Origin of the sequence: Flagellimonas olearia (genome assembly GCF_009184425.1) — a bacterium.
In the GTDB taxonomy this organism is placed as follows: Bacteria; Bacteroidota; Bacteroidia; order Flavobacteriales; family Flavobacteriaceae; genus Flagellimonas; species Flagellimonas olearia.
Genome location: NZ_WELG01000002.1, coordinates 1,359,718 through 1,385,274, shown reverse-complemented (window position 1 = coordinate 1,385,274; position 25,557 = coordinate 1,359,718). Strand labels below are relative to the sequence as shown.

Sequence of the window (25,557 nt, the reverse complement as noted above, 5' to 3'; positions counted from 1 at the left end):
GTTGGTCGTCACATCTATCGTGGCACTCGTGCTACCCGAAGGTATAGTCACTTGGTCACTGCCCGCCTCGTTGCCGCCCGTGATCGTATAATCGATGGTCGTGTCGTTCACAAGGTCCGCAACGTCAAGGGTCACCGTGAAGGTCAGTGTCGCAGTGCCCGCATTGCCCTCCGCAACAGGAGCGGGGTCGTCAATCGAAATAATCTGCCCATACCCAACACTTAAGCCAAAAAACAGAAAAGCCCAGAACAGGATGTATATCCGACTTGGGCCAGTACTAGGAAATAATGAGGTCTTTTTACAGAGAGATAGCATCAGCTGTTCTATGAGTTCCAGTTTCGTTCTTTTACTTGTTTTTAGGTTGGTTTTTGGGAATACCAATATTACTAAAAAAGCTTAGAACGCCACAACTTTACGGTTTAAATCTATGTTTCTTGGTTGAAATACAACCGCTTTGAAAAAAACAGGTTTTTACACCGCTGCGGATGCTGTTTCCGCGTCTGGACTTATTTTTTTCACCAGTCCCTGCAATACCTTTCCAGGACCTACTTCCACAAAGGTTTTTGCCCCATCCTGAACCATTTGCTGTACACTTTGGGTCCACTTGACGGGAGCGGTCAATTGCAGGATCAGGTTCTTCTTGATCTCATCAGCGTTGGACACCGCTGTTGTAGTCACATTTTGATATATGGGGCAGCTGGGAGTGCCAAACTGTGTTGCTTCTATGGCCGCGGCCAACTCTTCCCTGGCAGGCTCCATCAATGGGGAATGAAACGCTCCTCCCACGGGCAACAACAATGCTCTTCTTGCCCCTGCTTCCTTTAATTTTTCACAAGCTACGTTTACCGCATCCACTTCACCGGAAATCACCAATTGTCCGGGGCAATTGTAGTTGGCGGGAACTACCACACCATCGACCTCAGCACAGATTTTCTCCACGACTCCGTCTTCCAATCCCAATACGGCGGCCATGGTGCTAGGCTTTAGTTCACATGCTTTTTGCATCGCCAAGGCGCGTTGGGACACCAATTTCAAACCGTCCTCAAACGTAAGGGTTCCATTGGCCACCAAAGCCGAGAATTCCCCCAAGGAGTGCCCTGCCACCATATCGGGCTTGAAGCTATCTCCAAGTACCTTGCTCAAAATAACGGAATGCAAGAAAATAGCAGGTTGGGTCACCTTGGTCTGTTTCAGGTCCTCGGGAGTGCCCTCAAACATGATATCGGTAATGGAAAAACCTAAAATTCCATTGGCCTTCTCAAAAAGTTCCTGTGCAGTAGAGTGGTTTTCGTAAAGGTCCAACCCCATTCCTACAAATTGTGCGCCCTGTCCCGGAAAAATATATGCGTTCATAGTGTTCTTTTATTGTGAGTGGCACAAAAATAGGGATATTTTGGAATGTTGAATGGCAAGAATGCCTCAATAACAAACTATTTGAACCAACTGGAATACGTAACATAGTTGTTGGCAATTCGGTCAATTTCTCCCGATTGGAGTTCGGGACTGATATCCTTGATTTTTTTGGCCGGCATTCCTGCGTAAATGCTTCCTTCCTCCACATGGGTTCCTTTGGTCACCACAGCCCCAGCCGCTATAATGGAATTGCTCTCCACCACGCAATCATCCATAATGATACTGCCCATACCCACCAGCACATTGTCTTTCAAGGTACATCCATGCACTATGGCATTATGTCCTATGGACACATTATTGCCAATGGTGGTCGGGAATTTTTGGTAGGTGCAATGGATCACGGCCCCATCTTGCACATTGACCTTATTCCCCATTTTAATGAAGTGCACATCGCCACGTACCACTGCATTGAACCAAACACTACATTGGTCTCCCATGGTAACTTCCCCTACAATGGTGGCATTTTCGGCAATAAAACAGTCCTTTCCAATTTGAGGGGTTTTTCCCCTAACGGATTTCAATATCATTCTTTCTGTGTTAGTCCTACAAATTACGTTCTTTTCATGGATAAAAACATCTCGACTGCGCTCGATGTGACCTTCCACACTTCACTAAAGGATTTGCATTTCTTCCCATAGCCCAGAATCTCCTTCTACGCTTTGACACGAATTGTACAAATTTTCCCGAATACCTTTTGTCATTTCGAACCTTGTCCTGAGCGTAAAGCGAAGGAGCAGTGAGAAATCTCTAGGCCTATTGGTTGGGATTTCTCAATCATCCAGATTACTTCTGGACTCATTTCGAAATGACGATTTGCCTGTATTAGTCATTTTGAACACTGTACTGAGCATACGGGTTTAGTAAAGGAGCTATGAGATATCTTTTTAAGCTTTGACACGGATTGCACAAATTTTCTTGAATGCCTTTGTCATTTCGAACCTTGCCCTGAGCGTACAGCGAAGGAGCAGTGAAAAATCTAAAGGTCTGTTGGTTGGGATTTCTCAATCATCCAGGTTACTTCTGGACTCATTTCGAAATGACGATTTGCCTACTTTGTTTTGTGCTTAGACTTGGTCTTTTCTATAATCCTTTATTGGAAATAGGATAAAAGTTCCGCTTTTTTGGATGCGGACACGGAGAGTTCCTTGCCATTGGACAGCACTACACTTCCTCCTTTTCCCTTTTTATATTTGACCACCTCGGTAACATTGACCAAATAGGATTTGTGGATGCGCGCGAAAGGATAGGCCTGTAAGGCATCCTCAAAATATTTTAGGGTCTTGCTGACCACTATTTTTTTATGCTCCAGATAGATTTCCGTATAGTTGTCATCGGCCTTGCAAAAATAAATATCACCCACCTCCAGCACTTGAAACCCATCCTGTTGCGGCAAGGTAATCTTCCCTTCCGCCTTCATCGATTTGGCTTGAAGCACCTGACCTTCCAACGCCCCTTCCTTTTCTTTGATCGTCCTTACATAATCCACCGCTTTGATCAACTCATCAATATTGATGGGCTTCATTAAATAATAGGCCGCATGCTGATTTAGCGCATCCATGGCGTATTGGTTGTACGCTGTTACAAAAATGGTTTCAAAAGTGCGATCAGGGATTTGCTCCAATAGATCAAAAGCATTGCCAAAGGGCATTTCCACATCCAAGAACACCAAATCGGGTTCATGTTTTTTGATCAGCACCAACCCTTCCTCTATATTGGCGGCCTCGCCCATCAGCTTAACGCCGGAGCAATATTTTGCCAAATAATTCCGAAGGATTTCCCTGCTGTTCGCCTCGTCCTCCACTATGATCGTGCGTAGTTCCATCAATCTTTTTTAAGCTTTAGGGACACTTTTGTGCCGGTTTGATCTTCATTGAGGTCGGTAATGGAAACATCGACCTTGTTCTTGTACATATCGTTTAGAATATGGATACGTTTTTTGATATTGCCCATTCCCTTGGATTTCTGCTTCTTCTGATTACTGGTCTTCAATTCTGCGGATTTTTTTCGGCCAATGCCGTTATCCACAATGGTGATTTCCAATAGATCGTTGCCGAGCTGTTGCACTGCAATTTTCAGAAACCCCTTATCTTCCTTGTACCGCAATCCGTGCCAGATGGCATTCTCTATATAAGGTTGCAACAACATGGGCGGAATCTGAAACGCTTCAACGTCCACTTTTTTATCGACCTCTATTTCATAATCGAACTTATCCATGAAACGGGAATGCTCCAGTTTCACGTACAGTTCCAACAATTCCAGTTCCTTGGACAATGGGATAAAATCTTCTTCCGAATTTTCGAGAACACTGCGCATCAATACCGAAAACTCACTCAAAAACCGATTGGCACTGCGTTCATCGCTCTTGGCGATGTAATTGTTCACCGAATTCAGCGCATTGAAGATAAAATGGGGATTCATCTGGGTGCGTAGCGATTTCAAGGCCAAAAGATTGTTGGCCAATTTCTGCTGTCTATTGCTCCGATAGTACAAAAATGCGGTCAAGGCCATGAGCAAAATCCCAAAAGCCAAGGAATAAATGATCCACTTTTGCCGTTTGCTCGTTTCTTCATAGAGCTGCTGTTCGGTTACGGCCAGACTGTATTTGCTCTGGCTGAGTTCCCGTTCCTGCTCCAAACTGGAAATGCGGTTCTGGGTGTTGGCAATCTCCCGATTGAACCGGGCCGCCCTGGAAATCTCTTGCTCCTTTTTAATATACAGACTGTCCACAACGGCCACATAATCTTGATACGACTCCAAAGCTCTGGTAAAATCCCCTTTGTACTTATAGACTTCGGACAGTTTCCGTGTCGCATCCTTTTGCACTACCAAATCGTCATCCTCATCCGCTTCCACGATACTTCGTTCCAGATAGGGAATGGCCTCATCCAACTTATCCTGGGCGATATAGGCATTGGCAATTTTGTAATTGATGCGTTGGGAGGTAATGGTATCTGAACCCGGCATTATAGAGCTTGAAGCCGCCGTAGCCTTTTGTTGGGGCAATTGTTGCAGTTCGTTCAAGCTTTTTTTGCGCAATTGGATCTCATCATCATACCGACTTTTCTGATTGTAGAAATCGGCAACTTTTTCACTTTCCTGGATGGATCGTTCCGGAGCCACCTTCTTTGAAAGGTTCAGGGAATTCCGATAAAACCCTTCCGCTTCAATGGTACGATCTTGACCGGCATAGGCATCGGCCATTTTAGAGTTCAGGTCGATGACTTTTGGGGACACTTGGTTTTTTTCCGCAATTTGAAGTCCTTCCCTGTAAAACTCCTGGGCTTTTTTAAAGTTGGAGAGACCTTTATAGCTATCGCCAAGGGCTTCATAAAGCTCCACTCGCTGGTAGGGCACCATATTTTTCACCTCCAATAATGGGGTGAGGGTAGATTCTGCATTTTCATATTCACCATTCAATATATAGGCTTTGCCCAACAATAGTTTGGTCTTGCTGGTCTCCCGGGCAGAAAGGGCATCCTTTAAATTGGCGATGGCCAGATCGTATTGTTTGTGGAACATATAGATTTCCCCAAGAGTGGACAAGGAGGCCGACAATTCTTGTTTGTTCCCTTGACTTCCCAGAGGTGCTATGGAGCGGGCAATAAAATCAATACTCTTTTCCAAATCAGTTCGCTTATAGAAATTAGCGGAGTCCAAGTATTGCTGATGGCTCAGCATGACTCGGGAAATAGGGCTTTCCTTTTTGGCATTGGACTCCCTGGCAGTTGATTTGGAGCGTTGCACACCATCTTGGCCCATCCCATGATAAAGTCCCATCAAAAAAAAGAATACTATGTATACGCTGCGCATCATTGTTATGTAAACTTACTTCATCCCAAGCGTATTAAAAAATGGGTTTTACCGCAAAAACCACTTTAAGTGGCCCTATTTTACCGTTTTACCAATCCACATCTTCCCTTCACTCATTATAAGGGTCATTTCCCTCATTTGCGATTTTTCCTGAAAAATGTTGCGGGTACTTTTAGCCCATCATTTAAAACATTGCATCATGAAACATTTGAAACATCTATTCGGAATAACTTTTTGCCTGCTTATTACAGCAACGTCATACGGGTGCGACCTGAAGGCGAAGGAACCTAAGAGTACCGCCTTGACCACCAAGTCGGTTACCGAAAAACCAAGCAAACAATATGTAAAGATTGCCTTGCTTTTGGATACCAGTAACAGCATGGATGGCCTTATCAACCAGGCCAAGGCACAATTGTGGGACATTGTGAACGAGTTTACCCATGCCAAGTGTGGGAACGACTCCCGACCCTTATTGAAAATCTCCCTATATGAATATGGAAATGACAATCTATCGGCACGGGAGGGATACATCAGACAGGTTTTGGGCTTCAGTTCCGACTTGGATGAAATCTCGGAAAAGCTGTTTTCATTGACCACCAACGGCGGTGAGGAATTTTGTGGTCAGGTCATTCAAACCTCATTGAAACAATTGGATTGGGGCAAAAATGCAGATGATCTAAAAATGATCTTTATAGCCGGGAACGAACCTTTCACCCAAGGAAAATTGAATTATAGGGATGCCGCCACCAATGCCAAGGAGAACGATGTTATTGTTAACACCATTTTCTGCGGCAATTACGAACAGGGTATCTCCACCATGTGGAAGAGTGGGGCCACCCTTACCGGAGGCGAATACATGGCCATTGATCACAACAAACAGATTGTGCACATAAACACTCCCTATGACGACATCATCATTAAGTTGAACTCCAAATTGAACAACACCTACATTTCGTATGGTGCCTTGGGAAGACAAAAAAAGGCCATGCAATCCATGCAGGACAGCAATGCTGCCGAAATGGAGGCCGCGGTTGCCGTGAAGCGGTCCGTAAGCAAGAGTTCAAGGCTTTACAATAACTCCAAATGGGATTTGGTCGATGCCGTGGAAGACGAAGAGGTGGTACTTTCAGAACTGGATGTTGAGGACCTCCCCGAAGAGCTTCAAGGAAAATCGGAAAGTGAGATCAACACCTACATCAAAGAAAAAAAGGAAGAACGCCAGGCGGTCCAAAAACAGATTCAGGAACTCAATGCCAAGCGCGAGGCCTATATTGCCCAAAACCAAAAGGAGGAAACCGGCGAACTGGAAAATGCACTTTTGTCCGCCATCAAGACCCAAGCGGCAAAGAAAAATTACAAGTGGGACTAACTATTTGTTGAACAATTGTGAAAGTGGTCCACCGAGAGCGGTGGGCCATTTTAGTTATTGGCTGCGGGACAATAGCAATCATATCGCTTGCCCTGGTCGCTCTGTCCAAAATCGTATCCCAAGGTAATCTGGTGAAAGCCTCCATTATCAAAACGGATATCCCCAGATTGGTAGGAATAATTGTAGGAGAACATGAAATTGTTCACATTCACCCCAATAATGGGCGTGAACAACTGCAGACGTTGCTCCGCAAAACCGCCATTGGACTGATACTGGGCTCCGTCAAAGCTTCTTCTATACGATAAACCACCCCAAACCGTCCCAAAACTCACATCCCTATACACTTTGGCATTAAGGTCCACAGTTTTTTCCTTGGTAAAATCGGTCATTTGGAACAAAATGGAAGGCTCTATTCGGGTCGTTCTACCAAAAACATATCCCACGGAGAACAAATACCGCCTTAAATTGTCAAATTCAGCAGCACTGTATAGATCCCGACCGCTTCCCAAAACATTCAAGATAGCGGCATGGGCATAAAATTCAAGAAAATTGTACGATGCCCCCAAGTCCACATTAAAGTAACTGGTTGTATTTTTCACCCCTGTGATCACCGGATCAGGGAATACCGACCTGAATTCGGTTTCATCCAAACTACTCAGTATCACCCCGGCACTCAGTCCAAAAGATAATTGGTTGAGGGTCCTGAAATCACCCGCCAATTGCAAATGATGGGCATATGTGGCCTTAAATCCGGTTTGGGAATGGTATCCGTTGGAATCATTGAAAAGAATACCTCCTATACCACTGCGCTCCCCAACCCTGGAGTTGATACTCAAGGTCTGTAAATTGGGTGCCTCGTCCACACTGAACCATTGTTTACGGGCCGTTAAACGTATTTTGGTCCCTTCGGCAATTCCGGCCATGGAAGGATATACCAAATAGTAATTGTCCGACAAATAATCGAAGTAAACCGGGATTCCTTCCTGCGCTTTGGCAAATAGTCCAAATAACAGGGTTACTATCGTTGAGGTTATGTAGCGTCTCATGTGACGTTTGGGGCTATAATGGTTGTGTTGTAACTGCAATTAAACATTTAGATAACGATTTGCTGGATACATTATTATAATATTTTGCTGCGCATTCCAACTATTGGTATTTTTGCACAAAGATTCGCCATGAAAGAATATAACATTACCGTTGTTGCCACCAACAATCCAAAAATCATAAAATTGGAAGCCAATCATTTTTTGGCCAAGGGCAATTATGAATATAAAAACATAGATGAGGCCAAGAATTCCCCCCTGGCCCAGCAACTCTTCTATCTTCCGTTCATCAAGACCGTTTACATTTCTGGAAATTTTATTGCCTTGGAACGGTTTGATATTGTGGAATGGGACGATGTAAAGGACGAAGTGGCCCAGCAATTGGTGGAATACCTGAACGCAGGGGAACCTGTTGTCCATGAAGATGTCACCCAGAAAAAAGAACCCATTACGGTGTACGCTGAGGTGACCCCCAACCCTGCCGTGATGAAATTTGTGGCCAATAAGCGTATTGTTCCCGCGGTTTACGAGTTCAAGAACATTGATGAAGCCAAGGACTCACCGTTGGCGCAGGAGCTTTTCCATTTTCCGTTTGTAAAAGAGGTCTTTTTTGATGAAAACTATGTTTCCATCTCAAAATACGATATGGCCGAATGGGAGGAACTCACCATGCAGTTGCGCGAGTTTATCCGGGATTTTTTGGCCGATGGAAAGGAAGTGGTTTCCGCGGAAGCCCTCCAAAAAAGCAAGGAATCCACCGAGCAGGCCTCCACTCAGACCCAGTATGATGACACCTCGCAACAGATCATTGATATTTTAGAAGAATATGTGAAACCTGCCGTGGCCAGCGACGGAGGAAATATTCTGTTCCAATCCTATGAGGCGGAAAGCAAAACCGTGAACGTGATCTTACAAGGTGCCTGTAGTGGTTGCCCCTCATCCACCTTTACCCTAAAGAACGGTATTGAGACCATGCTAAAGAACATGATGGGCGACAAAATCCATGAGGTAGTGGCCCTTAATGGCTGATTTTAAGATTGGTTTCTTCTGGATTCTGCCTAAAATTTGCTACATTGAATGAAATTCAAAAACAATGACCATGGCAGTTTTAAAAGTAATCGAAGTATTGGCTAATTCAGATAAAGGGTGGGAAGACGCAGCCAAAAATGCGTTGGAACAAGCCTCAAAATCGGTAAAGAATATCCGTTCCATCTACATTAATGAACAAAGTGCCACCGTAAAGGATGGAAAAATTGACGATTATAGAGTCAATGTAAAAATCACGTTCGAAGTTAAATGACCCAAGGGCACAACACCTGATCGCGCCCTTATGGGCGCTTTTTTTGTTTAAAAACATCGTATGCCAAAGAAAGCTCTCCTTGTATTGGCCTTGGCCACCCTAATCCTCAGTTGCAATCAAAAACCCAATAAAGTGTCGCATAAATACACCAATGCCCTAATCCATGAAACCAGTCCCTATCTGTTGCAACACGCCCATAACCCAGTAAATTGGGAAGCTTGGAGTCCGGAGGTATTGGAACGTGCCCAAAAAGAGGACAAGCCCTTGTTGATCAGTATAGGGTATGCGGCATGCCATTGGTGCCATGTCATGGAAAAAGAGTGCTTTGAAGATGAGGAAGTGGCCCAAATGATGAACGAAAATTTTATCAATATTAAAATTGACCGCGAAGAAAGGCCCGATGTGGACCAAATTTACATGGATGCCATTCAAATGCTATCAGGAAATGGGGGGTGGCCTTTGAACATCGTTGCCCTACCCGATGGAAAACCGTTCTGGGGAGCCACTTATCTCCCCAAGGACAATTGGATAAAATCCTTGGAACAAATTGTTCAACTCTATAAAAACGATAGGGCTAGGGTCACCCAATATGCCACAGACCTCGCTGGAGGTATCCATGCCATTAACTTGGTGGAAACCGATACAGAATCCGACCTATATTCCATGGACCAGTTGGACGCTGCCGTAAATCAATGGTCGCAGCATTTTGACCCTAACTTGGGAGGATACCAAAGGGCACCTAAATTCATGATGCCCAACAACTGGGACTTTTTATTGCACTATGCCACCGCAGAGAACAAACCCGAACTCATGGACCAGGTGAACACCACCCTTACCCGAATGGCCTATGGTGGGGTCTATGACCATGTAGGAGGAGGATTTTCCCGATATGCTGTGGACACCAAATGGCATGTGCCCCATTTTGAGAAGATGTTATATGACAACGGCCAACTGGTCAGCCTATACGCAAAAGCCTACGCCGTGACCAAAAACGAGCTCTACAAACAGGTCGTGGAAGAGACTATTGGATTTGTCCAAGAAGAACTTTTGGATGGAAACGGAGGCTTCTATTCTTCCTTGGATGCCGATAGCCTGGACGAGCAAGGAGAACTGGAGGAAGGTGCTTATTATGTCTGGACGGAGGAACAACTGACCCAGTTGCTGGGGGATGACTTCCCCATTTTCAAGGAATATTATAACATCAACGCTTATGGCCTTTGGGAAGAAGGAAATTACGTCCTTATCCGGGATAAGGGGAACGAGGAGATTGCCCAAAACCATGCAATTTCTGTCACGGAACTACAAGATAAAATGGCCAAGTGCCTTAAAATCCTAAAAAAAGAAAGGGCAAAACGTTCCAAACCCAGATTGGACGACAAGATATTGACCTCTTGGAATGGGCTGATGTTGAAAGGATTGGTGGATGCCTATCGATATTTAGGCAATGAAGCCTACTTGGAACTAGCCTTGAAAAACGCCCGCTTTCTGGAAAAAGAGATGATCAAAGAGGATCATTCCCTGTTCCGAAACCATAAAGCCGGAAAAAGCAATATCAATGCCTTTTTGGAAGACTACGCCTCAGTGATTGAAGCGTATTTGGCATTGTACGAGGTAACCTTTGATGATGCCTGGCTGAACCATTCCAAAAAACTACTGGATTATACCAAACAACATTTTAGGGATGAAGCGTCCGGGATGTTCTTTTTCACTTCGGATGAAGACCATTCCTTGATCCGTAGAAGCATTGAAACCAATGACAATGTCATTTCAGCTTCCAATTCCATCATGGCCAAGAACCTTCTCAAGTTCCACAAGCTCTATACCGAGGAAGATTATGGCGACATTGCCCGCCAAATGGTAAAAAATGTACAAAAGGATTTTGACCGAAGTGCCCAAGGTTTTGCCAACTGGCTGCATGTAATCCTCTACGAGAATCAGAATTTCTATGAGATTGCCTTGGTAGGTGATAATTACAAAGCATTGGGCAAAGAGGTCGGTGCACAGTACCTGCCCAACAGTATTTTGGTAGGTTCCAAACAGGACGGAAATTTGGAACTCCTAAAAAACAGGCATGTGGATGGAGAAACCCTCGCCTATGTCTGCATTGAAGGCACCTGTAAGTTGCCAGTCACTACTTCGGAAGGGGTCATGCAACAAATACAGTCATTCCAATAGGATTAACATTTGTTTACATCGCATTTTTTTCGATTTCACGGAATATTATTTAGTTTGCCCCAAACCAAAAAAAGCATATGGAAGAATTCAAAAATTATCAAGACTACATAGATCATGCCTGGGAATGGACCTTGAGCATGTTGCCCAATCTCATTCTGGCCATCGTTATATTTTTTGTGGGATTATGGATCATCCGTTTCATCAATAAGATGGTGCGTAGATTTTTCCAAAGGAAAGATTACGATGAGACCTTGGAATCCTTTTTGCAAAGCTTTATCAGCATTGCCCTAAAAGTATTGCTGTTTGTCTTGGTGGTTACCCAACTCGGTGTTAAGACATCTTCCTTGGTGGCCATGATCGGTGCCGCAGGTCTTGCCATAGGTTTGGCCCTGCAAGGGTCTTTGGCCAATTTTGCCGGCGGGGTACTTCTTTTGATCTTTAAGCCTTTCAAGGTCGGGGACTGGATTTCCGCCCAAGGTGTGGATGGAACCGTAAAGGAAATAAGCATTTTCAATACCAAACTCAGCACATTTGGCAATCAAATCGCCATAATTCCGAATGGACAACTGTCCAATGGCAATATTGTGAACTACAATATGGAAAATACCCGTAGAGACAAGTTTGATGTGGGAATTGGATATGGGTCCAATATCAAGGAAGCCAAAGACATTCTGTTGAAAATCTGTGCGGACAATCCCAATATCCTCTCCGAGCCTGCCCCCGAAGTTTATGTAGGGGCCTTGGGCGACAGTTCCGTAAACCTGACCCTACGTTTTTGGGCCAATACCGATGTGTTTTGGCCTGCCCATTTTTATGTGATCGAAGAAGCCAAACTTCGCTTTGATGCCGCTGGGATTGAAATTCCTTTCCCACAACGGGTGGTGCACCAAGCCGATTAAGCTTTCTTTTTTCCTTGTAGAACGAAGTCTTTTAGATAATAGGGTTCAAAATAGGCGACATCCTCAAAGTGTCTCGCTTCATATTTTTTATGGGCCAATTGCGCCATTTCCTTTGCGGAAGGTGTTACCGAAACGTCAAACTGAAAGTTGGGATGCTGAAGGAGGTCCTTGCATTTTTGGGCACCGCTGCCCACAATATGCACTTCTTTATGGGCCGTATATTCCCTAAATGAGTCTTCGGTGATGATTTCGGCCTTGGTTTCACGGATTTCTTGATGGTCTGCATCAAATACGGCCGAATATACCTCCATCCTACGGGCATCCAATACCGGAATGACCAGTCCATTACCCTTTAGGGTGACTTGATGCGCCATACTTTCCAAGGTAGGAATGGAAATCAACGGAAGGTCCAATGAAAAACACAGTCCCTTTGCTGCGGATACGCCTATGCGGAGTCCCGTATACGAACCTGGGCCCTTGCTCACCGATACGGCATTCAAGTCTGAAAAAGACAAAGAAGCCCCTTGCAAGGCTTCCTTGATAAAAATGTGCAATTGTTCTGAATGGGAGTATTCCATGGCATTGTTTTCCTTAAGGAAAACAATAGTATCTCCATCGGAGATGCTCACAGAGCAATTGGTGGTCGCGGTTTCTAAATTGAGTATTCTGGCCATAGCGGCCACAAAGATACTAGTTTAAGGAAATGGGCAAACCAAAGTAGAACTCCAAAATTTTCAATCTAAAGATATAATCGTATTTGGTGCGGATCACTTCGGCCTCCGCATTGTCCACCCGGGCCTGTGCCTGACTGAAATCAAAGGCATTCATTAACCCAACATTATAGCGTTCTTTGGCATATTCATAGGCCAATCTGCGTGCTTCCAAGGTTTTCAGAGCGGCCTCATAGGCCTTTTCAAAAGTACCCACATCCACATAAGCTTGTTGCACGGTAGTCTCCAAATCCAACTTGTCCTGTTCCAATTGCAACTTGGCCTTTTGTAAACTGATTTCTGAGCGCTTTACGCTGTTCTTGGTTCTCCACCCATTAAAAATGGGGACACTCAACTGCGCTCCGTAAGAGATACCATCGAATATCCACAACTGATCGGTGAAGTTCGGGGTATATACCCCTCCATTTCCATCAGGAATTTGGGTTACATCCGAATACCTTGATCCATATTGAAAAAATGCTGTTAAACTAGGATAGTAGGCTCCCTTGGCTATTTTTAAATCCTCTTCTGCCAAATCCACGGAAGATTCCGAGAACTTGATATCGCTTCTAAAGCTTACGGCCTTGTCAAAAATCACCTTGGGAGAATTGCTAAGGATATCGGAAGGAGGCACGTCGAACTCTTCCTCGGCGATATCAAAATTTTCATAATCGGTGATTTGAAGCAATTGCGCAAGATTTACCCTAGAGATGAGCACCATGCTCTCCCCGTTCACAATCTGCTGTTCCTGACTTGCTGCCGTGGCCTCAATTTCCAAAAGATCACCTTTGGGCACCACTCCAGATTCCACAAGTTCCTTGGTACGTTTCAAATCTTGCTCGGTTACCGCATATTGCGCCTTAAAGGTCTTCAATTGCTCTTTGTTGGACAGTACCTGTAAATAGGCATTGGCCACATTCAGCCGAATATCATCCTTAAGGTTATCCAACCGGTATTGATTGGCGATGGCGTTAAGCTTGGCCCTATTGAGCTGCCGCATATTGCGCAATCCATCAAATAAGGTGATATTGGAGCTTATACCGGCATTCACGTTGAATGCCGTGCTATTGGTAGGCAAGTTATTGGTAGGGTTAATGGAAAACCCGGTATTGCTGGATACGGATGTTGACCCATTTAAATCAGGCAGCATATTTCCCAAGGCATCCGACTTGTCTATTTTGGCGTTTTCAAGATCCAATTCAAATTGTTCAACGGTCAGATTATGCTCCATGGCATACTGCACACACTCCAACAAGGTCCATTTACGAACCTGTGCCTGGGAGAGGGACATGGCAAAAAGGAGCACTATGGCTGTTATGATATTTCTCATTCGTTTTTTGATTTTGTTCTTGGAAAAGGTGACTTTTTTATTCTGCATCACTTTTCTTTTCGAGCTTGTTCCAGATCTTGACCTTGGCATTTTCCTCAAGCCCCGAAACCACTTCCACATCGATGCCGTCACTGACACCCAATTCCAAATCCTTACGCTCAAACTCATTCTCACCCACTTCGATCTCTACGTAAGGTTTTTCGGTTTCCTTATCAAATTGTAGTAGAGCTTCCTTGATGGCCAAAACATCCTTTTTCTCCTCCAAGACAATGGAGGCATTGGCACTATACCCGGCTCTCACATATGTGGTGCTATCGGTCAGGGCCAAATCGCCTTCAATCTTAAACTGAACGGCTCCTTCTTCCTCTACTCCCTTTGGAGCAATGAACTTCAATTTTGCCGAAAATTTTTCCGTTTCAAGGGCACCCAAACTGATATCCAAGGGCATTCCCACGTGTAATTTCCCAACTTCGGCTTCGTCCACTTCGCCTTCAAAGATCATTTTGGACATATCCGCAATGGTGGCAATGGTAGTACCGTCATTGAAATTATTACTTTGGATCACCTGATCACCTTCCTTCACCGGTATCTCCAAAATGGTTCCCGATACCGTGGCCCTAATATTGGTGTTGGCACTGGCAGACCCTCCGGACGACCCTTTTTTGATGATTTGGTAATCCGCCCGGGCATTTTGCAATTCCTGTGTGGCTTGGTCAAAGGTCAATTTTAGGTTGTTGAAATCCTGACTGGAAATCACGCCTTTATCAAAGAGCACTTTGTTCCTATCGTACTCAATCTTGGCATTGTTCAATGACAGCTCTGCAGTACGAACCCTTCCTGCCGCTTGGTTCAAGGATTGTTCATTGGGAACCACCTTGATCACCGCAATAAGATCCCCGGCATTGACCTTGACCCCTTCTTCCAAAATAATCTTATCTATAATCCCTGATATTTGGGGTTTAATGTTGATTTCATCCTCTGGAATGACCTTTCCGGTAACAATCACCTTGTTGACAATATCCTTCCGCTCCACGGTCTCGGTTTTGTAGAGCTCGGCCGGTGTACTGTTTTGTTTGAGAAAGTATACGGTAGCGGCCAAAATACCTATGACCACAACCCCAATCAATCCGTACTTTACATATTTGTTCATTATGACTAATTTGATTCGTTATTATTTGTATTGATTATTCTTCCCTTAATGCTTCTATGGGCCTTACCTTGACCGCCCTGTTTGCCGGCAACAGCCCAATGAGTACACTCAAGCCGACCATTAAGACAAACGATATGACAAACTGCGGTATGCTGATCATGGGATTGGCAAAGGGAAAATCGTCTCCACTACCCCACATGGAATTCATGATGGCCAATATCCCAACGGAAATGGCAAATCCGACCAATCCGGCAAAAGCTGTCAACACAATAGCCTCCACCACAATTTGACGCTTTACGATTTTGGGCGTGGCCCCCAAGGCCCTTCGTACTCCAATCTCCTTGGTACGCTCCTTCACCGTAATCAACAGGATATTACTGATGGCAATGACACCGGCCAACAGCGTAAAAATCCCAACAAAAAAGGAGAAACCTTGGAGTACCATGGTAAAACTGGTGATATTGTTGAATATCTCGGACATATCAAAACTACCTATGGCCCGATCATCATCTGGATGGATGTCGTACTTATGCTTGAGAATATCCTTGATCTGTTTTTCTACCAATGGCACCGGGGTTTTGGGGTCTACGGCTATGGCCATCCACCCCATACGGTCTCCAGAGTTAAATGCTTTTTGAAAAGTGGTAAAAGGAATAAACACGGCATTCTCCCCATCGATATTGATGTTGTTGTTGGGTTTGTAAATCCCTACCACCGAAAAGTACACCCCGTTGATACGGATATCCTGCCCAATGGCCTTTTCCCCTTTGTCAAACAAAAGCTTATAAGTTTCTTCCCCAATGACGCAAACCTTTTTGGAGTGTTCAATATCGGTTTGGTTCAGGAACCTACCTTCCACCAATTTCTTTTTGGTGATTTCGTCTATCTCCGGGTAATCCCCATAAACTGCCGAGCCACTGGTCTGTCCGTTTCTATACACGCTGACCACACTCCTATGGCTACCCAATTCAATACGTGGTGCCAACACTTCAATTTCCGGAATCTGTTTTTTTAAGATATCGGCATCTTCAATCTTGTACCGGATCCTTCTACCTCTTTCAAACCCTTTATAGGGTTCTGATGTGGATTGCCCCCAAACAAAGAGGCTATTGGAAGCGGTTCCTGCAAATATCTTGTTGAATCCATTGCTCATCCCATTGGCAGAACCCAATAACAGCACCAAAATGACCATGGCAAAGATGACCCCCAACATGGTGAGGAAGGTCCTGAACATATTCTTGCCCAGCGTATGAAAAATCTCTATCCACAAGTCTCTATCAAATAACCACATACCTATTTATCACTTAGTGCTACAATGGGTTTAACATTGGCGGCTTTCATAGCCGGTATAAGACCCGCCAAAACACCCGCAACAATTAAAATAATGGTCGCCGTAATGACCGTGGATGCATTTACCGAGGGATTGCTAAAAGCTGGGGTCTGAAACATGGGGCCAACTGCGGCCAATATCACCCAAGCAAATACCAATCCGATAAATCCAGATAATGTGGTAATGAAAATAGACTCCAAAAGCACCAAGTTTATAATCTGTCTAGGCCTTGCCCCCAGCGCTTTCCGCACTCCAATTTCCTTGGTGCGCTCCTTAATCGTAAACACCATGATATTCCCTATGCCCACAATACCCGCAACCAGGATAAGGAAGCCAACTCCAATACCAATACCTCTTAAAACAGCCGTAAAACTGCTGATGTTATCAAAGGCTTCCGCATAGTTCCAAACATACAATCCTGCTTGGTCCTCAGGGTCTATTTTGTGTCTCCTTTTCATGACATCCTCCAGTTTCCCGGAAAACTCCAACGCCTTGGCCAAATCATAGGTGGGATTGTAGGTAAGCGCTATCACATTGATATTGTTGGTGTTCCCGTAAATACGCTGATATGTGCTCACCGGGGCATAGATTCCGCGTTCGGCGTTGTCATCCCCATCATCTGTAAACACCCCAATCACCCGAAAGGACAGATTATTGAGTTCCACAAATTTTCCAAGGGGGTCTTCTTTCTTAAAAAGATCTTCAGCCACTTTTCGTCCGATCACCACCACCTTGGCTTTGTTTATGAGGTCGGCTTCGTTGAAATATCTTCCGGACATGATCAGGGTCTTTTCAATAGCCTGATGGTCCGGATGGGTGGCCTGCACGTTGTAAGAACCGGTTTCACTTTTATATCGAGCCGTGACATTGGCATAATACCTAGCGCTTAGGTATTCAATATCATCGGCAAAACTTTGCTTGACGTACTCCAGGTCTTCATTTTTTAATTGGATACGTCTCCCTGCCTCGAACCCGCCATAGGCTTTTGAGGTAGTCCCGGGGCGAATAAAAATGGTATTGGTGGCATCGTCATTGAACTGACCCAAAAACCCGTTTTGCATGCCATTTACGGAAGCCAAGAGCATTACCAAGATAAAGATGGCCCATCCTACCGAAAAACCTGTCAAAAAAGTCCTGAGCTTATTGGTCTTAATGGTATTGAATATTTCTTGCCAGACGTCTCGATCAAACATATTGCGCCGCTTTTACCTGTTCTATCTTTTTGTCCTCCACGATCACACCATCCTTAAGATGCACAATGCGTTTGCACATATGTGCAATATCCTCCTCGTGGGTCACCACCAAAATGGTATTCCCCTCGTCATTGATTTGCTGGATCAAGTCCATGACCTCATAGGAAGTTTTACTGTCCAAAGCCCCGGTAGGCTCATCTGCCAACAATACTTTGGGTTCGGCCGCCATGGCGCGGGCAATGGCCACTCGCTGCTTTTGTCCACCGGACAATTCGCTGGGCAAATGGTGGGCCCAAGGTTTAAGTCCCACTTTTTCCAAGTATTGCATCGCTTTTTCCTGACGTTCTTTTCTGGGAACTTTTTGGTAGTATAGCGGTAGTGCCACGTTTTCCAAGGCACTTTTATAATTGATAAGATTGAAGGATTGGAAAATAAATCCCAGAAACTTGTTTCTATATTGGGCCGCCTTGGTCTCACTCAGGTTCTTGATCGGGACCCCATCCAAGGTATATTCCCCCGAATCGGCGCCATCCAACATCCCCAAAATGTTCAAGAGTGTGGATTTTCCAGATCCTGAAGACCCCATAATGGCCACCAGTTCGCCTTCTTCCACTTTAAAATTGATTCCTTTTAAAACATGTAGGGAATTGCTCCCCATTTTATAGGACTTGTGAAGATCCTTGATTTCAATCATAATTGGTGATGTTAGCTATCCAATATCAACTTCTGTATGTAAGACATACAAATTGCTGAATTGTTACAAGAATGATTGAAATTTTTTGTTAAATAATTGATAACAAGGATTTCCATCTCCCGAAAACTCAGGTATCGATATTGGCAATAGGAAAAATTTGGAGAAAATCAGATTTTCTTACCCTCGCATTTTACGGTAGACAAAATAACCCAGAGCCGCCACCAACACATATGGGATGGCCATAAGGTACACAATTCCATTATTGATTCCCTCCGCGGTCTTACCATCAGCTTCGCTTTCCACCACCGCACGGCACATGGCACATTGGGCCTCCGCAACATTGGGCAAAATCAACAAAACAAGTAACAATAGTAGAAGCTTGATCCTCATTCTCGGTATATTCAATATTAATAGTAGGGGGAAATCATGATGTAGACAACAACCCCGGTCACTGCCACATACAGCCAAATGGGAAATGTATATTTGGCCCACAGTCTATGGCTTTGAAAGTCGTTTAAATACACCTTGGAATAGGTAATCAGAACCAAAGGAATCACCGATATGGAAAGCACAATATGGGTCAAAAGAATAAAGTAATAGATGTATTTTATGCTGCCCTCACCACCATAAATCGTGGTTTCCGATGTCATATGGTATGCCACATACATCACCAAGAACAGTGCGGACAATGCAATACAAGTCGTCATCAATTTTTGGTGAATCCCTCTTTTACCATTTTTAATGGCCACTACCGCAATCACCAAAAGAACTGCGGTTATTCCATTTATCGTAGCGTAAATGGGCGGCAAAAAAGATAGAGGCTCTGCATTGGGTATCTTGTAACCGAACAATAAGGCCACTATCAAAGGTATGGCCACCGATATCACCGTAATCCATTTATTGAACCGTTTTTCCCTTATAGAAACCTCGTCGATCATTCTGCCAACAATTTTTTAATGTCTTCTTTTAATATGGTAATCTGCTGGGGTTCCCCCTCCGCATTTACCCCTTGTTCCTCGGTCACGGTTCCCCTGTAATAGATCAAAGGGTTTCCGTGTTCATCTTGGCGAGAACGAATATACCCATTTTTGTCGACCAATGCGAACATTCCAGAGTGCTCAAAACCACCCGGGGCATCCTCCACTTCATTGGCCACAATATAGAATCCTTCTTGGGCCAAATTGTAAATTTCATCCCTATCACCGGTCAGTAAATGCCAATCCTTGTCCACGATATTATACTTCTTCGCATAGTTCTTTAGCACGGATGGTGTATCGTACCTTGGGTTGATGGTAAAAGAAGCCACTCCAAAACCTTCATCATTTTGAAAGGTGTTTTGCAATGAGACCAAATTTTTAGTCATTACCGGACATATGGTAGGGCAAGTGGTAAAGAAAAATTCAACCACATAGACCTTACCCAAATAGTCCTTATCCGTAACCAGCACACTATCTTGGTCCAAAAAGGAAAAAGCGGGTACTTTTCGTTTCTTCCCATTATTCAATATAAAACCTACCTGTTTTTGCTGGAATCCCATGTTCATCCGGTCGTTCTCCACCACGGTTCCCTCCTTAAGTCTCTTTGTGATCTCATACACCGCAAAAATCCCAAAAACCAGAATAACCGCGGACACCCAGACGTAGGTGTACTTCTTTTTACTATTTGCTCCTGTTGGCATCGTTGTTCTTTAACGCTAATCTATATTCGGCCAAGATAATCTTGACATCATCTTCCATCTTGTTGTTGAGCTCCGCCACTGAGGTGGTGTTAAAGCCGTATTTTACCCCATCATCCTCATCATCCTTCCTTCCTCTGAGGTTACGGTCTTTATCAACGATAAAAACATAGGGAGTGGATAGGTCATCATCCAAGTTCACATCGGTCTTCAGTTGGGCAAAAAACGTTTTGATCTCATCCCCATTCCCAAAGGCAAAGTGCCATTTGTCGGCATTGGAAAGTTCCCCTAATTCCTTTTTAAGAAGTTCGGCATCTTCTTGATGTCCTTCCTCCACCACCATGACCATCTGAAAGTCATTGAAATCCCCGAACCGTTTGTAGATTTTCTGATTGAGGTTAAAGGCATTTCCCTTTTTCTGCTGAATGTCGCTCCCCATAAAACCCAGAATGGTAATCTTTCCATCCAGGCTCAATGCATGGTCCAATTGGGAAATATCAGGAATATTCTCCGTTAAAACCGGAAGTTTTCCGAAGTTGTTCACCCCAGATGCAAAAAATAAATACGCCACCAAAGGGAGTACAAACAAAACCACTAAAACAAACGTCTTTTTCATAGGGAACAAAACCTTACAAAAATAAAAAAGACGGTTGAAAAACCGTCTTTTAATCTTGTTAATACTTTCTTTTAGAAATTCCAGGCTAAGAAACCATCCTTGTACACGTTATAGATGTAATCCGCCTCAAAAAGGAGAATGAAGATCAAATAACAGACCAAAAATATTGGGGTCCATACAATGGATCTTCTCAAGGCTTTCTTTTCATCACGCAAGTGCATAAAATCCCATGCAATGTAATACGCCTTTACCAAGGTCAGGATAATGAATATCCAGTTGAGCAACTTCATGCCCAAAAAGAAGTTATGGGTCAATACTCTTGGCTTGGTGATACCCAAGGCAACTTCCACTGCCGTTACTAGGGAAAGGAAGATAAGAACGCCCCAAATTTTTTGGACGTTGGATTTGAACTTCAATGTTCCTCTAAAGATCTCAAGTTTATGATCGTGTGCCATGCTATTTTATACTATATGCTTATGATTCCCGATGTATCCGGAATCGAAATCCAATTTTAAACCAAATAAAAGAATGTAAATACGAATACCCACACCAAATCTACAAAGTGCCAGTACAATCCAACCTTCTCCACCATTTCATAATGGCCTCTACGCTCGTAAGTTCCCAAGATGACATTAAAGAAGATGATCACGTTGATGACCACACCTGAAAATACGTGGAATCCGTGGAACCCTGTTATAAAGAAGAAGAAATCGGCAAAAAGCCTGCTTCCATATTCATTATGGATAAGATTGGCTCCTTCCACTACTAAAACGGCATCTTTTAATTTTGCCAAGGATTCCTCCCGATTCAATACGGTCTTATGTCCTTCTTCGGTAATGGTCTCCGTACGGATAAGGATATTCGGGGTAGCCTTAAAGCCTTCCACCACTTCATTCAAGGAGAATGAGGTTTGACTGCCTTCCTTTTCAAACCAAATACCTTTGCTGCTTTCATGCTTTACCCTTTCCTCGGGCAAGGCCTTGGAGAAATCGGCCAATGAAGCCCGTTGTCCAGTCTCCGCATTGACAAATTGCAATATTCTACCTCCTTTGGTTTCCAATGCCCCATGGTCTCCCTTTATAAAGGTTGCCCATTCCCAAGCCTGTGAACCAACGAAGATGGCCCCTCCTATAATGGTAAGGAACATATAGAGAATTACTTTTTTCTGCATCATTTTGTGCCCGGCATCCACGGCAAGTACCATGGTCACAGAGGACATGATCAAAATAAAGGTCATAAAGGCCACGTAGTACATGGGATAGTTTCCATGGAAAAAGGGAACGTGGGTAAACACCTCATCGGCAATGGGCCAAGTTTCAATGAACTTGAACCTAGAAAAGCCATAAGACACCAAGAACCCGGAAAAGGTCAAGGCATCAGAGACAATAAAAAACCACATCATCATTTTTCCGTAGCTAGCACCCAAGGGACGATTTCCGCCTCCCCAAACACTTTCTTCCGTACCGGTAGTCACCGTTGCATCCATAAAAAAAGTCGGTTTATTAAAACTTTCACAAATTTACACCTTTTGGTGTATTCAAAAAGATAAAGTTGAATGAAAACTGCTCTATTCAGAATTTATTTCACGAAATACATAAATAGTATTAAATACACCCATAGAAAATCCAAGAAATGCCAGAACGTGGCACCCAATTCCAGACCCAACATATTTTCGGGACTGTATTTCCCTCGCAATTGCTGCACCAACACCACCAACAAGGAGATAAGACCTGCCACAACATGCACAATATGCACTGCCGCGATCAAAAACACATAGGACATTTTAATGCTGCTTGTAGGACCGGTAAAATAATACCCGTGCTCCAACATTTGGGAAAATCCCATGAACTGCAATACGATAAATGAAATGCCAAAGAACAAGGTTACGAACAACAAAATAGTTCCCAACTTCTGGTTGTTCTTTTCAACTGCTTTCTGGGCAATGAAATAGGTGATACTACTTAAAATTATAATGGCAGTGCTGATAAAAAATGCCTGCGGGAGTTCCAAATCACTGATCCAATCATCCCTTTTGCTACTGACAATATAGGCACTGGTCCAACCAGCAAATCCCATAATCAAACTTACTATTCCAAACCAGAGCATCATTTTCTTTGCCCTCCGGTTTTTCTCCACTGCTGTTCCTTGGGTTAAATCCATCCTTTTCTAAATAAATTTATCTGCAACATATACGATTTGAATCAACGATATATAGGTGACACTGGCCAACATCAGTTTTCTTGCTGTTGCATTGTCGCGTTTTTCATACAATCTCAAGGCAAAAAAGAGCATGACCAATCCAAATACAAATACCAATACGGCTCCAGTTACAGAAAGCGTCAACCTTCCCGTAAACCCAAAAACAGGCACAATGGAAATGACCATCATCCAGATTGTATACAGTATTATTTGTAGGGCTGTCCCCTTATCCCTTTTCCCAGTGGGCAACATTTTAAATCCTGCCTTTTTATAATCTTCATCCAACATCCAACCCAAGGCCCAAAAATGGGGAAATTGCCAAAAAAATTGTATCATAAACAGTGTTCCCGGCTCAATGCCAAAATCATCTGTGGCCGCCACCCATCCCAACATAAAGGGAATGGCTCCCGGAAAGGCCCCAACAAAAACAGACAAAGGGGTCTTGGTCTTCAATGGGGTATAAACACTGGTGTACAAAAAAATTGAAATGGCCCCGAACATGGCCGTTTTTGGACTTAACGCAAACAAGGCCAAAACGCCCAGAACCGTTAATGTAATGGCAACGGCCAAAGCAGTTTTAACCGATATCCGACCCGAAGGAATTGGACGATTTTTAGTTCGGTTCATCAACGCATCCAAATCCTTTTCTATAATTTGATTGTAGGCATTGGAGGCCCCAACCATACAGTATCCACCAAAAGTGAGCAACAATAGGGAAACCAAGCTTACCTCGTAGGCCCCTAAAAAATATCCCGCAATGGAAGAAAAAACCACACTGACCGCCAGCTTGGCCTTGGTAATCTCCTTGAAATCAGAAAGAATTACGGACAGCGATGTGTTTTTTACGGAACCTACAGCAGACTTCATCCACAAATTTATTGGCTGGCAAAGATAGTGCTGAGAGGCTTCTTTTCCAACCTATTGATGGTCTTTATACTGTTTTGGAAATGTTAATACATCACATAAAAGCCACCCTACTACATTTTTGAAACAAAAAAAGCCCTGAGGTTTTACCATCAGGGCTTTTTCCACCCCCGCCTCAGCAGGGATATATATGCTTTTTACTGCAATTTGAACGTAATTGGAATACTAAAAGGAACTTTTACCGCTCTACCTCTTTGTTTTCCGGGGGTCATTTTAGGCAATTTCTCAATGATTCTCAATGCCTCAGCCTCCAAGTTTTTGTCAGGTCCACGCATTCTGATGTTACCGATACTTCCATCTTTTTGGATTACGAAAATAACGTTAACCCTACCTTGAACTCCCATTTCTTGGGCAATTTCTGGGTAACGGAAGTTCTTACGGATGTGAGCCTGCATTTTTTCCTGGAAACAAGCTTTTTTATCGCTGGCGCTTTCACAACCTGGGAAAACGGGCACATCTTCAATCACGGCAAATGGAACCGAAATATCTTCTTCAACCTCTTCAACCTCAACTTCTTCAATTTCTACAACTTCTTCTTCCTGACTGGTTTCAGTGGACTCGATAACGGTCTCTTCCACTTCTTCCTCATCTTCAACAACTTCAATTACCTCTGGCGCAGCAGGTGGCGGTGGTGGTGGTGGAGTCTTGATTTGCTCGGTCATTGGCACTTCTTCGTCCAACTGATCCTCAACATTCATTGAAATGTCGTAATCATTGACCTTGTCATATTTTTTCCACTCCATGGCTCCATAAACCAACCCCAAAACAGCGGCCAACCCTACCACAAAATAGAGTGAGCTGTTTCTTCCTACGTCCGCTTTTGGATTCTTTTTTAGTTCCATCTCTTTGATTTTAGTGTTTGCTAATTTAATTATTAATTGGTTAAATAAACAATTAAAATTTCCATTTTAACGGCCTTTCCTTAGAAAAAGACCACCTAACTAGGCTTATTCCTACAAATGCTCCAAAAGTATTGGCCAAAACATCGCCAAATTCGGCCATACGATCGGTAGTCAAGGTATATTGTAATACCTCAATACCTATGCCATAGGCCACCGCTACAAGAAAAATAAGCCTACTTGCCTTTACCAACTCCATTTGTCCCTTTGTTCTTTCCCTCACAAAAAGACACCCCAGCATTCCAAAAACAAGATAAAAGACAAAATGGGTAATCTTGTCGGCATAGGGAATGTTCCATCCCCCTTCATCCAAATCCATTTCTGAAAAAGAAAATAAGCTGAGTGCCGTTATGAACAGCACCCAGCCTATAAATAATAAGGTATATCCGTATTTTCTAAGCACCTATCAATGCCTTGTAATCATCAGCACCCATTAGACCATCAACCTCAGAGGCATCGCTCATTTTAATTTTGATCATCCAGCCTTCCCCGTAAGGATCGGTATTGACCTTTTCTGGCTCATCTTCCAAGGCTTCATTGAACTCAATGATCTCACCACTTAGGGGCAAGAACAGATCGGATACCGTCTTTACGGCTTCAACAGAACCAAAAACCTCTTCTTTATCCAAGGTTTCATCCAGTGTCTCCACCTCTACATATACAATATCCCCCAACTCACTTTGGGCAAAATCCGTGATTCCAACCGTGGCGATATCGCCATCTATTTTGACCCATTCATGGTCCTTGGTGTACTTTAGTTCAGAAGGTATGTCCATTTGCGTTTACGTTTGAATTAGTCGATGGACAAATGTAACGGATTGTGGATAG

General features: G+C 43.7%; 28 protein-coding genes. 5 read left to right on the top strand and 23 right to left on the bottom strand.

What is annotated here, in order from left to right:
- From F8C76_RS18855 to F8C76_RS15590, 5 genes are all read right to left on the bottom strand, one after another.
- A partial coding sequence (locus tag F8C76_RS18855) for a hypothetical protein (protein WP_211372159.1) occupies positions 1-381 on the bottom strand: 381 nt, incomplete at its 3' end.
- A gap of 90 nt (positions 382-471) precedes the next feature.
- The gene (gene fabD, locus F8C76_RS15605) at positions 472-1,353 is read right to left on the bottom strand and encodes an ACP S-malonyltransferase (protein WP_152132566.1); all 882 of its coding nucleotides are present in this window, start codon (positions 1,351-1,353) and stop codon (positions 472-474) included.
- A gap of 77 nt (positions 1,354-1,430) precedes the next feature.
- Positions 1,431-1,940 (bottom strand): gamma carbonic anhydrase family protein, encoded by a 510-nt coding sequence (locus tag F8C76_RS15600; RefSeq protein ID WP_152132565.1) that lies wholly within the window; start codon positions 1,938-1,940, stop codon positions 1,431-1,433.
- 563 nt (positions 1,941-2,503) lie between these two features.
- The gene (locus F8C76_RS15595) at positions 2,504-3,235 is read right to left on the bottom strand and encodes a LytR/AlgR family response regulator transcription factor (RefSeq protein WP_152132564.1); all 732 of its coding nucleotides are present in this window, start codon (positions 3,233-3,235) and stop codon (positions 2,504-2,506) included.
- Positions 3,235-5,190, bottom strand: coding sequence for a tetratricopeptide repeat-containing sensor histidine kinase (locus F8C76_RS15590; RefSeq protein ID WP_170284043.1), 1,956 nt, complete (start codon positions 5,188-5,190; stop codon positions 3,235-3,237). The genes F8C76_RS15595 and F8C76_RS15590 overlap by 1 nt, the downstream gene beginning before the upstream one ends.
- 232 nt (positions 5,191-5,422) lie before the next feature.
- On the opposite strand from F8C76_RS15590, the gene F8C76_RS15585 reads away from it, so the two are divergent.
- Positions 5,423-6,592 carry a VWA domain-containing protein gene (locus tag F8C76_RS15585; RefSeq protein WP_152132563.1) on the top strand — a complete coding sequence of 390 codons (1,170 nt, stop codon included), beginning with the start codon at positions 5,423-5,425 and terminating at the stop codon, positions 6,590-6,592.
- Between the two features lie 50 nt (positions 6,593-6,642).
- Here F8C76_RS15585 and F8C76_RS15580 read toward each other — a convergent pair whose 3' ends face one another.
- Entirely contained in the window at positions 6,643-7,638 is a 996-nt protein-coding gene (locus tag F8C76_RS15580; protein WP_152132562.1) for a PorP/SprF family type IX secretion system membrane protein, read from the bottom strand.
- Positions 7,639-7,767: 129 nt separating this feature from the next.
- Between F8C76_RS15580 and F8C76_RS15575 the strand changes: the two genes are divergently transcribed.
- From F8C76_RS15575 to F8C76_RS15560, 4 genes are all read left to right on the top strand, one after another.
- Positions 7,768-8,664: a NifU family protein gene (locus F8C76_RS15575; protein ID WP_152132561.1), complete on the top strand. Its 897-nt coding sequence runs from the start codon at positions 7,768-7,770 to the stop codon at positions 8,662-8,664.
- A gap of 70 nt (positions 8,665-8,734) precedes the next feature.
- The gene (locus F8C76_RS15570; protein ID WP_116217249.1) at positions 8,735-8,935 is read left to right on the top strand and encodes a dodecin family protein; all 201 of its coding nucleotides are present in this window, start codon (positions 8,735-8,737) and stop codon (positions 8,933-8,935) included.
- Between the two features lie 60 nt (positions 8,936-8,995).
- Positions 8,996-11,110, top strand: a complete 2,115-nt coding sequence (locus tag F8C76_RS15565; protein ID WP_152132560.1) for a thioredoxin domain-containing protein — start codon at positions 8,996-8,998, stop codon at positions 11,108-11,110.
- Positions 11,111-11,187: 77 nt separating this feature from the next.
- On the top strand, positions 11,188-12,009 hold the full coding sequence (locus F8C76_RS15560) for a mechanosensitive ion channel family protein (RefSeq protein ID WP_152132559.1): 822 nt from the start codon (positions 11,188-11,190) through the stop codon (positions 12,007-12,009).
- Here F8C76_RS15560 and tsaB read toward each other — a convergent pair.
- From tsaB to gcvH, 17 genes are all read right to left on the bottom strand, one after another.
- On the bottom strand, positions 12,006-12,683 hold the full coding sequence (gene tsaB, locus F8C76_RS15555; protein WP_152132558.1) for a tRNA (adenosine(37)-N6)-threonylcarbamoyltransferase complex dimerization subunit type 1 TsaB: 678 nt from the start codon (positions 12,681-12,683) through the stop codon (positions 12,006-12,008). The genes F8C76_RS15560 and tsaB overlap by 4 nt on opposite strands.
- Positions 12,684-12,699: 16 nt before the next feature.
- Positions 12,700-14,049: a TolC family protein gene (locus F8C76_RS15550; RefSeq protein ID WP_129655411.1), complete on the bottom strand. Its 1,350-nt coding sequence runs from the start codon at positions 14,047-14,049 to the stop codon at positions 12,700-12,702.
- Positions 14,050-14,086: 37 nt separating this feature from the next.
- Positions 14,087-15,199 carry an efflux RND transporter periplasmic adaptor subunit gene (locus F8C76_RS15545; protein ID WP_129655413.1) on the bottom strand — a complete coding sequence of 371 codons (1,113 nt, stop codon included), beginning with the start codon at positions 15,197-15,199 and terminating at the stop codon, positions 14,087-14,089.
- A 34-nt stretch (positions 15,200-15,233) separates the two neighbouring features.
- Positions 15,234-16,433 (bottom strand): ABC transporter permease, encoded by a 1,200-nt coding sequence (locus tag F8C76_RS15540; RefSeq protein ID WP_249042435.1) that lies wholly within the window; start codon positions 16,431-16,433, stop codon positions 15,234-15,236.
- Between the two features lie 59 nt (positions 16,434-16,492).
- Entirely contained in the window at positions 16,493-17,722 is a 1,230-nt protein-coding gene (locus F8C76_RS15535; protein WP_129655417.1) for an ABC transporter permease, read from the bottom strand.
- Entirely contained in the window at positions 17,715-18,416 is a 702-nt protein-coding gene (locus F8C76_RS15530) for an ABC transporter ATP-binding protein (RefSeq protein WP_152132556.1), read from the bottom strand. The genes F8C76_RS15535 and F8C76_RS15530 overlap by 8 nt, the downstream gene beginning before the upstream one ends.
- Positions 18,417-18,593: 177 nt before the next feature.
- Positions 18,594-18,806, bottom strand: a complete 213-nt coding sequence (locus F8C76_RS15525; RefSeq protein WP_152132555.1) for a hypothetical protein — start codon at positions 18,804-18,806, stop codon at positions 18,594-18,596.
- A gap of 17 nt (positions 18,807-18,823) precedes the next feature.
- The gene (locus tag F8C76_RS15520) at positions 18,824-19,354 is read right to left on the bottom strand and encodes a DUF420 domain-containing protein (RefSeq protein WP_152132554.1); all 531 of its coding nucleotides are present in this window, start codon (positions 19,352-19,354) and stop codon (positions 18,824-18,826) included.
- A complete protein-coding gene (locus F8C76_RS15515) occupies positions 19,351-20,094 on the bottom strand; it encodes an SCO family protein (RefSeq protein ID WP_152132553.1) in 744 nt (247 codons plus the stop codon). Before F8C76_RS15515 ends, F8C76_RS15520 begins: the two co-directional genes overlap by 4 nt.
- Entirely contained in the window at positions 20,075-20,707 is a 633-nt protein-coding gene (locus tag F8C76_RS15510; protein ID WP_152132552.1) for a hypothetical protein, read from the bottom strand. Before F8C76_RS15510 ends, F8C76_RS15515 begins: the two co-directional genes overlap by 20 nt.
- A 71-nt stretch (positions 20,708-20,778) precedes the next feature.
- Positions 20,779-21,162 carry a cytochrome C oxidase subunit IV family protein gene (locus tag F8C76_RS15505; protein WP_129655429.1) on the bottom strand — a complete coding sequence of 128 codons (384 nt, stop codon included), beginning with the start codon at positions 21,160-21,162 and terminating at the stop codon, positions 20,779-20,781.
- Positions 21,163-21,218: 56 nt separating this feature from the next.
- Positions 21,219-22,193, bottom strand: coding sequence for a cytochrome c oxidase subunit 3 (locus F8C76_RS15500; RefSeq protein ID WP_152132551.1), 975 nt, complete (start codon positions 22,191-22,193; stop codon positions 21,219-21,221).
- 92 nt (positions 22,194-22,285) lie between these two features.
- Complete coding sequence (locus tag F8C76_RS15495; RefSeq protein WP_152132550.1) at positions 22,286-22,867, bottom strand: cytochrome c oxidase subunit 3; 582 nt, start codon at positions 22,865-22,867, stop codon at positions 22,286-22,288.
- A 6-nt stretch (positions 22,868-22,873) separates the two neighbouring features.
- On the bottom strand, positions 22,874-23,773 hold the full coding sequence (cyoE, locus tag F8C76_RS15490; protein WP_152132549.1) for a heme o synthase: 900 nt from the start codon (positions 23,771-23,773) through the stop codon (positions 22,874-22,876).
- 194 nt (positions 23,774-23,967) lie between these two features.
- Positions 23,968-24,672, bottom strand: coding sequence for an energy transducer TonB (locus tag F8C76_RS15485; RefSeq protein WP_129655437.1), 705 nt, complete (start codon positions 24,670-24,672; stop codon positions 23,968-23,970).
- Between the two features lie 52 nt (positions 24,673-24,724).
- The gene (locus tag F8C76_RS15480) at positions 24,725-25,132 is read right to left on the bottom strand and encodes a VanZ family protein (protein WP_152132548.1); all 408 of its coding nucleotides are present in this window, start codon (positions 25,130-25,132) and stop codon (positions 24,725-24,727) included.
- Positions 25,125-25,505 carry a glycine cleavage system protein GcvH gene (gene gcvH / locus F8C76_RS15475; protein ID WP_129655440.1) on the bottom strand — a complete coding sequence of 127 codons (381 nt, stop codon included), beginning with the start codon at positions 25,503-25,505 and terminating at the stop codon, positions 25,125-25,127. Before gcvH ends, F8C76_RS15480 begins: the two co-directional genes overlap by 8 nt.
- Positions 25,506-25,557 lie beyond the last annotated feature (52 nt).